This is a genomic window from Streptomyces griseorubiginosus (assembly GCF_017614965.1).
Lineage (GTDB): Bacteria > Actinomycetota > Actinomycetes > Streptomycetales > Streptomycetaceae > Streptomyces > Streptomyces griseorubiginosus_B.
This window is the reverse complement of the sequence record NZ_WVUG01000342.1, coordinates 1-9,028: the sequence shown is the minus strand read 5'-3', so window position 1 is coordinate 9,028 and position 9,028 is coordinate 1. Positions and strand designations below refer to the sequence as shown.

At 70.4% G+C, this 9,028-nt stretch carries 9 protein-coding genes and 2 pseudogenes; 6 read left to right on the top strand and 5 right to left on the bottom strand.

What is annotated here, in order from left to right:
* The 4 genes from GRC12_RS38035 to GRC12_RS38020 all read left to right on the top strand — a co-directional run.
* The coding region (locus GRC12_RS38035) for a TerD family protein (protein ID WP_208784833.1) at positions 1 to 677 on the top strand (677 nt) is incomplete at its 5' end.
* A gap of 142 nt (positions 678 to 819) precedes the next feature.
* The gene (locus GRC12_RS38030; protein WP_208784831.1) at positions 820 to 1,296 is read left to right on the top strand and encodes a hypothetical protein; all 477 of its coding nucleotides are present in this window, start codon (positions 820 to 822) and stop codon (positions 1,294 to 1,296) included.
* Between the two features lie 83 nt (positions 1,297 to 1,379).
* Positions 1,380 to 1,742 carry an effector-associated constant component EACC1 gene (locus GRC12_RS38025; protein WP_208784830.1) on the top strand — a complete coding sequence of 121 codons (363 nt, stop codon included), beginning with the start codon at positions 1,380 to 1,382 and terminating at the stop codon, positions 1,740 to 1,742.
* Positions 1,739 to 2,866, top strand: a complete 1,128-nt coding sequence (locus tag GRC12_RS38020) for a caspase family protein (RefSeq protein WP_208784829.1) — start codon at positions 1,739 to 1,741, stop codon at positions 2,864 to 2,866. The genes GRC12_RS38025 and GRC12_RS38020 overlap by 4 nt, the downstream gene beginning before the upstream one ends.
* 22 nt (positions 2,867 to 2,888) lie before the next feature.
* Here the strand turns inward: GRC12_RS38020 and GRC12_RS38015 are convergent, their stop codons facing one another.
* Entirely contained in the window at positions 2,889 to 3,107 is a 219-nt protein-coding gene (locus GRC12_RS38015; protein ID WP_208784828.1) for a hypothetical protein, read from the bottom strand.
* A gap of 973 nt (positions 3,108 to 4,080) precedes the next feature.
* On the opposite strand from GRC12_RS38015, the pseudogene GRC12_RS38010 reads away from it, so the two are divergent.
* Positions 4,081 to 4,751 (top strand): annotated as a pseudogene (locus tag GRC12_RS38010) (nucleotidyl transferase AbiEii/AbiGii toxin family protein).
* Positions 4,752 to 4,932: 181 nt separating this feature from the next.
* On the opposite strand, the gene GRC12_RS46590 reads toward GRC12_RS38010, so the two are convergent.
* Both GRC12_RS46590 and GRC12_RS38000 read right to left on the bottom strand, forming a co-directional pair.
* Complete coding sequence (locus GRC12_RS46590; RefSeq protein WP_208784835.1) at positions 4,933 to 5,337, bottom strand: DUF3761 domain-containing protein; 405 nt, start codon at positions 5,335 to 5,337, stop codon at positions 4,933 to 4,935.
* A gap of 192 nt (positions 5,338 to 5,529) precedes the next feature.
* Positions 5,530 to 6,663: a Fic family protein gene (locus GRC12_RS38000; protein ID WP_208784827.1), complete on the bottom strand. Its 1,134-nt coding sequence runs from the start codon at positions 6,661 to 6,663 to the stop codon at positions 5,530 to 5,532.
* A gap of 129 nt (positions 6,664 to 6,792) precedes the next feature.
* Between GRC12_RS38000 and GRC12_RS37995 the strand changes: the two genes are divergently transcribed.
* Positions 6,793 to 7,344 (top strand): Uma2 family endonuclease, encoded by a 552-nt coding sequence (locus GRC12_RS37995; protein WP_208784826.1) that lies wholly within the window; start codon positions 6,793 to 6,795, stop codon positions 7,342 to 7,344.
* Between the two features lie 224 nt (positions 7,345 to 7,568).
* Here the strand turns inward: GRC12_RS37995 and GRC12_RS37990 are convergent, their stop codons facing one another.
* The gene (locus tag GRC12_RS37990) at positions 7,569 to 8,111 is read right to left on the bottom strand and encodes a hypothetical protein (RefSeq protein WP_208784824.1); all 543 of its coding nucleotides are present in this window, start codon (positions 8,109 to 8,111) and stop codon (positions 7,569 to 7,571) included.
* Positions 8,080 to 9,028 (bottom strand): annotated as a pseudogene (locus tag GRC12_RS37985) (hypothetical protein); the annotation flags it as partial. The gene GRC12_RS37990 and the pseudogene GRC12_RS37985, both read right to left, overlap by 32 nt.

Below are 9,028 nucleotides of genomic sequence, written 5' to 3'. Positions count from 1 at the left end.
CCCCGGCCCCGGCCCCGGCCGGGGACCCCTACCGGCTGATCCCCTTCGCTGCATGGAAACAGGCCGCACCCACCACCGCCACAGCACCGCCGCCACCCCGGTATGCGCCGCCTGTGCCGCCGCTGCCCACGCCCGGGCCGGTCGCGCTGGTGGCCGGACAGACCCTGGTCCTGCCCGAGGACGCCTGGCAAGGACTGCAGATCACGTTCCGGTTCGCCGGCGCGGACGCCGATCTCACCCTCTTCCTCACCGCCGACGACGGCCGGGTCGCCGGCGATGACGACTTCGTCTTCTACAACCAGCCCGCCACCGCCGACGGCGCCGCCCGCCTGCTGGGCAAACAACAGGAAGGCCCGCACACCGTCGAACGCGCCACCCTCCACCTCTGCGCGCTGCCCGAGCGCATCCAGCGCGTCACCATCGCCATCAACATGGACGTGGAGACGGGACTGACCTGCGCCGCCCTCACGTATGCCGCCCTCGACCTGGCCAGCCCCGCCGGCGCCGCTTGGACGTTCACCCCGCCCGCCGACCCGGCCATCAAAGCCATGGTCATCGCCGAGCTCTACCGCCACCACCAAGCCGGCCGGCCCGTGTGGAAACTCCGCGCCCTCGGCCAGGGCTGGGCCGAGGGCCTCGACGCCCTCGCCCGCGCCCACGGCGTCGACATCACCTGACCACCACACCTGCCACACCACCAGGCCCGCCCGCCAGCCATCAGTGGTGGGCCGCCCCCGCCGTGTCCCCGGCTACCGTCCGCCTTGCTCGACTGAGGCGGGCGCCGGCCGCACCCCAACTCTTTTCAGGAACATCCCTGCCGTGAACGCAGAATTCTGGGTGGCCTTCGCCACCGGCCTCGTCGCCCTCGCCGCCCTGATCACCAGCTCCGCCGGCGCCGCCCGCGCCCGCGTCAAAACCATCGAAGACGCCTACATCGCCCGCTACTGGCAAATCCTCGACCGCTTCCCCGCCGCGGCGCTCGTCGCCGACCACGGCAGCGCCTGCGAGGGGGAAGAGCTCAAAGCCGTGCGCCTGTACCTGCGGCTGTGCGAGGACGAACTCGAACTACGCCAACTCGGCTGGGTCACCCACAACACCTGGCAGCAATGGCGCCCCGGCATCCAAGCCCAGCTCACCCAATGGCCCGTCGCCGACGAATGGACCCCCATCCGCGACAGCCACCGCGCACCCCACCAATTCACCCTGCTCCGCCAGCTCGCCACCCACCCCGACTACGACCCCTACCAGCCCCGCGGCCTCGGCGGCCACATCACCCGCATATGGCGGGGCCTGTAAACGGGGGTGCCCGCGTCCCGTCGGCTGGGCAGGATGCAGCCAGACCATGCCCGGGCGCACACGCAGAGCGGGGAGGGAAGACGGTGCAGTTTCAGATACGGGTGACATCCAGCCGTCCGGAGAGCGAACTCCGGTCGCTGCACGGCTGGTTACGCCAGGAGCCGGCGACGCGCACGGCGGTGGTGTCGCAGGCCGGGCAGGCACCCGCACCCGGTTCGATGGGCAGCCTGTTCGACGTGCTGGAGCTGGTGACGGGAAACGGCTGGAGCGCGGCGTCGTTCGTGCTGTCGGTCCTCACCTGGCGGCAGACCCGGCCCCGGCCGCCGCGGGTGGTGATCCGGCGCGGTGAGGTGGAGATCAGCCTGGCCGAGGGCAGCGAGGAAGAGGTACGAGCGATGGTGGCCGCCCTGGAGCAGGGCGATGACACACCACGGCCCGCGTCGTGAGCGCGCTTCCCGATCCGGCGCTCTCGCGGGCCGTGCTCATCGGGGTCAGCAGCTACGTGCATCTCGAGCCGCTGCCGGCGGTGGCGAACAACCTGCCCGCCCTGGCCCACGTGCTCACCAGCAGCGGCTCCTGGGACCTGCCTGAGGGACACTGCACGGTGGTGGCCGAACCCGACAGCACCCCGGCGATGCTGGACGCGGTGCAGCAGGCCGCCGAGGTGGCCGAGGACACGCTGCTGATCTACTTCGCCGGCCATGGACTGCTCGATGGCCGCGGTGACCTCTTCTTCGGCCTGCCCCGCTCCACTGCCGGGCGCAGCCACACCGGCGTGACCTACCAGGCACTGCGGGAAATCCTCACCGACGCCTCGGCCCAGCGGTACGTCATCATCCTCGACTGCTGTATGAGCGGACGGGCGCTGGGCTCGATGAGCGGTGACGAAATGCTCGCCGACCAGGCGGAGATCGAGGGCAGTTACCTGCTGGCAGCAGCCCCCGACAACGGTCTGGCACTGGCGCCACCGGGCGAAACCCACACGGCGTTCACCGGGGAACTGCTGCACCTTCTGCGCGACGGCATCCCCGGCTCTGCCCGGGATTTGGACCTGGACCTGGTCTACCGGCACCTGCGCGCAGCACTGGGGGCGCGCGGGCTGCCACAGCCGCAAAAACGCGTCCGCAACACCGCCGGACGGCTCATCCTCGCCCGCAATCACGCCTACCGTCCGCCACCGGCAAATGGACCCGCCGACCCGGCGAGCACGCCATGGCCCGACCCCGGACAGTGCCACACCCCGCACGCCTTCCTGCAGGCCCTGGCCGAGGTGAGAGCCGTCAGCGGCCACACCCTCAGCGCGCTCAGCCAGCGCGCCGATCCGCCCATCTCCGCGGGCAGCATCAGCGCGCTGCTCAACCGCACCACCCTGCCCGGGACATGGAAGACCACCGGCATCTACCTCACCGCCTGCGGCCTGCCGGCCGAGCAGGCCGACGCGTGGAAAGCGGCCTGGCAACGGCTGCGGGCCACCGAACCAGCAACCCGCCCCGCCCCGCCAGCGGCCGGCGCCGCGCCCGCACCCCGCACGTGGCGGGCACGCCTGGGCCGCGGCAAACGCCGGCCGTGAAGGCCGTCTTGCCCAGCGGCCGTTACCGGCCCGCCGACGCCGAGGATGCGGGCGAGGACGGCTGGGGGGTGTTGCCCTGGGCGTCCGAGCCGTGGGAAAACAGCCCCATCCACGCACCCACCACCAGCAGACCGCCCACCACCACCGCCGTGGACTTCCTTCCCGCCTTGCCCTTCGAACCACCCGCAGACCGGTTCACCCAATGCCCGGCCCGGTAGTACTGCCCCGAACGCCCCGCCACGCCCAACACCCCCGAATCGAAACGGCCTTCAGCCGACGGACCACCCGCCGCCGTCACGGAGTGTCGCAGCCACCCGGCCGTTGAGATAGAAGATGCACCAAAAATGGCCGATACACGCCATCACAATCAGTAGCGGTAGGTGTACAGGCCTGCTACGTGAGAGACGGCTGACGACCCGAGCACCCGCCGCACCAGCCCCCCACGGCCCAGGGCGCACCACCGAAGCGCCGCCCGAGCGGACCGCTCCGACGGCCAGACGTTGGGGCTGTATGCAGGGAAAGCAGCCGCAGCCCGTCGGTCCGCCAGTTCCCCTCTGCCAGAAAGGTTCGACCAACGGCGCTGAAGGGCGCTCCCGGCTGTCGCCTCGTCCAAGACCGAACCGCCGCCATCCAGCGCAATCCGCGGCAGCGCTGCCACCGTGCCTCCTCCACCTGCCCGCCCGGCTCTTGCGGGCGGGCCGACGGCTCACACCTGTCCGACATCCACCGGGGCTGATCGACGGGTCATACTGGCGTGCCCCCACCCCTCGTTCCCAGGGTCGGAGCACGCCAGCCCCTCACGGACCGGTGCCCACCCACCACCAAGCACAGCGCACGCCGAGCCGCATGCCGGAACCGGCGATGTTCCGGCTTCCTCACCCGGCCACTGGACCAGGAGAATCCGCGCCAGACGAGACACACCGCCGCGGGAGGTCCGACAGGACGTCCTGTGCGCTCGCCGTGCTCTGCGCCGCCTTCACCCCCTGCAGCGCCCGATCCTCCACACCCCTTACCACTGGGACTGCCGCCAGCGCAGGGCGCGCGCAACCGGTTCGCCGGGCCACGGCTTGACGGCTTGACCAACGCCTCACCGGTCACCCGGGCCTTGAGCTGTGGCCGGTCCTGCGCACCCTCGTCGGCCGCACCGTGCGCACCGTGTGGGAAGACGCCTTCCCCCAGCTCGCCTCCCGCGCCCGGACAGCCGCGTGAGGGACATGCCGGAGCTGCACGCGCGGCTCCTGGCTGACGTGATCGCGCTCGGCTCCCCCTATCCCCTGGCTCTCACCGGCGGCTACGCGGTGCGGGCACACCGCCTCACCAGCCGCCCCAGCCAGGACCTCGACGCCGCCACCGATCACCCGGCGCCGATGGCCGACATCGCCGCCACGCTGCGCACCGGACCGGAGGCTGGCGGCCGGAGGGTGCACGCGCTGGAGACCGCCCCGCTGTCCGCCCGCTTCACCGTGACCGACCCCGTCACCGGGCAGGAATGCGAGGTCGACATCCTCAAGGAGATCTTCTGGCGGCCCATCGCCCAGAGCCCCTACGGGCCGGTCCTCGGCGCGGAGGACGTGATCGGGACCAAGGACCGCGCCCTCACCGAGGCGCGGAGCACCCCGCGACCTGATCGACGTGTACGCAGCCTCCCGCCGCTGGAGCAACGCCGAACTCGATGAGTTCGGCCGCCGTCACGCCCGCGGCCGCTTCGAACGTGAAGACCTCCAGGCGCACCTCACCGGCGCCGAGTGGACCGACGACGAAGCCTTCACCGCCTACGGCCTCGACGACACCCCCATCACCCACCTCACGCCAGTGGGCCCTTAACTGGGCCGACGACCTCGCGGCCCGCCTCCTGCAAGAGGCCGGTGATCCGGACACCGACTGATCCCGTCCACAGCAGATCGCATCTGCAGGCGAACGTCTGCCGTCGGCGTCGGGCCGCTGAACAGATAACGACGCCACCGCTGTCGTCTCACGAAGCAGCGGCCGCGTCGCGTCTGCCGGGGAACAGGACGATCCCCCATGCTGCTCCTGCAGGAACCGGGCGGCGGAGTCGGCTGGCTGGGCTACTTGAACCAGTAGCGGACGCCGTGGTGGCGGGAGCAGGTGCCCTGCGAGTGCCGCGAGTACGACACGCTGGCGTCCTTGCACTTCGCCGTCTCGTACGTGTCCTTCGGCTTTTGGTGATGCGTCCAGCCGCACACGCCGGTGGTGTGATGGACGCAGTGGTGCGCGGTATTGGTGGACGGCAACGTCGCAGCCGACGCAGCCGGCGCGCTGAACACCACCCCGGCGAGTGCAACGGCAACGGCCGAGGCAGCAAGACGCAGACGCACAGGAATCCCCCCTTTTTTTGAGCTTGAGCAAGTGCAGCGGGATCTCAGCGCCGTTTGTGCGACGTACCGGCCGGTACCGGACACCCGGCCAGCGCACCCATGCCCGGCCGCCTGGCCGCACGAGGCCAGCGCCATCGGGGCGCCGGCTGTGGGGGTTTGCTGGCGGGTGCCGACGGTGATGCGGTCGTTGCCCGCGAGATGGCACAGGGCGCGCTGCATGATCAGCAGTCGGGGTTGGTCCGCTTGTTGCGGCGGCAGGGCTCCGGCCCGGGCCCGGATGACAGGGGCGGTCCGGTGGCGCCTGCTGTGCTCGGGGATGAAGGGGCGTCAGTCGCGGTAGGGGTGGGTGAGGGTCATGGGGGTCTGCGCGATGTCGAGGGCGTCTTGGGGAAAGCTACGGCCGGCGGTGTAGTAGCGGGCGCGGGTGCGGCCGACGGGCTTAAGGATGCCGGCGGCCGTGAGATCGCGCAGGTCGCGTTGGGCCTGCTGCAGGCTGAGGGCTTCACCGTGCTGGTAGCGGGAGCGGCGCACGCGTCCGGCCATGGCGACGTCGTGGAGTGCGGTGACGGTGCGTTCGTCCAGGCCCTGCTCGGCGGTGAAGGCGGCGAGAGAGTTCCAGACCCGGCCCGAGCGGGCCAGGCGGCCCTGCACGGTCTGGGCCTGCTGGTGGTAGGCGGTGAGGTTGAATCTGATCCAGCCGGAGACGTCCTGATCAGGCTGGTACTGGCTGCCGCAGCGCCCCAGTTCGCGGTAGTACTCCCAGGTGTTGCCCGGTCGTCCCAGCCAGCTCTCGATGGAGGAGAACTCGGGGGCGAGGACTCCCTCTCTGGCGATCATGAGGGTTTGCAGGGAGCGGGACATCCGGCCGTTGCCGTCGGCCCAGGGGTGGATGGAGACGAGGTGGAGGTGGGCCATCGCGGCCCGTACCAGGGCATGCGTGCCGTCGCTGTCGTTGAGCCAGTCGATGAGTTCCTGCATCAACGGGGCGACGAGCGGGGCGTCGGGGGCGGTGTAAGCGGCGATGCTGGGGTCGCGGGCGTCGGTGACGTAGACGGGGCCCTTGCGCCACTGGCCTGCCGGCCGGCGCACGCTGTGCCGGTGCCCCTGCAGCATCCAGTGAAGAGCGTTGAGCAGGCCCTTGCTGTAGGAGAAGTCCTCTACGTCGTGGAGGGTCTGGATGTAGGTCATCATCGGCTGGTAGGCGAGGGTCTCTTCCCGGTTCTCCTCCGAGACGTCGACTTCGCTCTCTCCTTCCATGAGGTCCTCGACATCCACGGTGGCCACCTTGAAACCCTCGATGGAGTTCGAGGCCGCCACCGCGTCCGCAGTGAGGAACCTGCGCAGGCCAGCCGTCCACTTCGCCGGATGCTTCACGGCCTGCCCCAGGGCCGCGCGCATCCGGTCGATCTGATCGATGACCTGGCAATCTTGCGCGGTAAGAGCCGGAGCAGGAAAGAGCACCAACCGACGATACAATGACGCAATCATTACGTCAAGCAGAGAGCTTTCAGCAGCGCGCCTACTCCCAGGCTCTCCACCACACAGAAGGTGTCCGCCATATCATGACGGCACACGGGAAGGAGCCCCTCCATGAGCGTCGACTCGATCATGCACACCGAGTTCCCCAAGGGGTACACGGTCCTGTTCGGGGCCGACGGAAAGGTGATCATGACCCCGCAGAGCGAAGAGCACTCCAGCACCATCAGGTCGATGCAGATCGACTCGCTCGCTCTCGGTCGTCACGCGAAGGTCACCTCCGACGTCTACATCGACTTCCCCGCGGACGAGAACTCCGCCCCCGACCTGGCCATCCTGCGCGAGGACGCGCGCAAGGAGGGCAAGCGCTACAGCTTCGAGGACGTCCTGTTGATCTCCGAGGTCGTCTCCACCTCCTCCGCGCGCAAGGACTACGACGACTGCACCGCCAAGTACGGGCGCTACGGCATCCCGATCTACCTGGTCGTGGACCCCTACGCCGGGGAAGTCGTCCTGCACACCGAGCCCACCGCGAACGGCTACAGCACGGCGCTCAAGCGCGCATACGGCACAGGAAAACTCCCCATCCCCCTGGCCGACGGCCGAACCTTCACCCTCGACCTCGACGAACTCCCCCGACCCGAGCCGGAAACCGACGCTCACTGAAAAGACGCTGCCCAGGCCAGGTCGAACAGAACGGTCAGGACCGCTTCGACTCCCCGAGGCGGTAGGCGGCCCAACTGCTGGCGGCGAGTTCACCGGCTTGGACCTCGACGATTCGTCCAGCCTGACGGGCGGAAGTCAGCTGATCAGCTTGCCGCCCTGAGATACCGGTCCTGAGGCGGCAGACCGTTTGCCTGAACAGTCATGCCCGCTTGACCAGCATCGGCTCAGGCGCTTTGCCACAGCGGCGGCAGGAGTCCGTCGCCCGGCCAGAAGGGCTGCTCGGCCGCGAGGCCGGTGAGGAACATGCCGACCTCGGTCAGGACTCTCGTGCGGTCGTCCGGCCCGTAGACGGTGAACTCATCTGCTGCAGCGTCGAAGGCGCGCACCTGGCTTTCGGGGCCAGTACAGATCAAAGCGCGGGCGATTTCGGGAAGTCCGAGGCTGAGGGCGTCGCAGCTGTGGGTCTGCACGAGGGTGAGCAGGTCGAGGATGACGCGCTCGAAGTCACCGACCACCGGCCAGCCGGCGCCGCCGCCCAGTTCGTGGGTGAGGGTGGCCAGCGGGATGATCTCGCCCGGCGTGCGTCCCCGGGTGAGCAGGTCGTGGATGCGGGTGCCATCGGGCTGCACAACCCGTGGATGGCGCAGCGTGTCGGCAGCGACGAGCGTGGTGTTGACCTCGCGGGTTGCCGGGCCCGGGTAGTAGGGCTCGTGGGCGAAGAGCAGGTAGACGTCGCTAGCGCGGGCAGCGGCGTGGGGCTCGGGCATGACGCGTGCTCCCTCCGGGGGTGAGGCGCCGGGCTTGTCCTGGGGTGTCGGCCGTCGTGCCGGCCAGGGGGTCGGGTGGCCGCCCCGGCGTGCGGGGCTGGTCCTTCGGTTTCGGGCCGGTGGGGGCGGGGGTGCGCCGGTGGATCTGGGCGGCCTGGTCGGCGAGTTGGAGCATCAGCCGTTCCCGGGCGATCAGTGCGCAGGAGGCGACGCGGGTGTCGTGGGTTTGGAGCAGGCCGGCGGCGTCCCACAGCAGGTGCTGGCCGATCTCGGCAAAGCGGCGCAGCTCGTAGCGGTCGCTGCCGCGGGCGGCGGCGATGAGATGGGTGTGCCAGCGGGCCAGGCGCTGCAGGCAGCGGCAGGCATCGTCACCTTCGACGGTGTGGACGTGCTCGCGGGCCCGGGCATCCCACCTGGCCGGCAGATGCCCGGCCAGCAGCGGCCCGAGCACGATCGCCGGCAAGACGACGGAGACGGGGATGCCCCTGGTCAGGGCGAACGATCCGGCGGCCAGGCCGACCACTGCGACGACGGCAACGCTCAAGCGCAGCGAGCCGGGAATGCCACCAGCCAGGCCGATACGCCGGGCGGGACGCCTGGTCAGCCAGCACAATGCCAGACGCTGTCGGCGTGTGGCCCTGGGGGTCAACACCCCGACCTGGTGAGGGAGTTCGGGCGGGGAGCCGTCGCCGGGGATCGTCCAGGCGTACCAGCCCCACCCGGTGCGCTCGTAGATGAGCACCGGTTCGCACCCGGCGGTGCAGGCGGGCCCGCGGACGCGGCCCCGGCGCAGGGCGCGGGCGACCTCCCTCTCCCAGCGGCCCGGCAAGGCCGCGAAAGGAGGCCCATGGTGCTGCCCGGTGCCGGGCGGTGGTGGTGTGCGGTGGGGGTGGGTCACGGCTCGGTGTCCTTCCGGG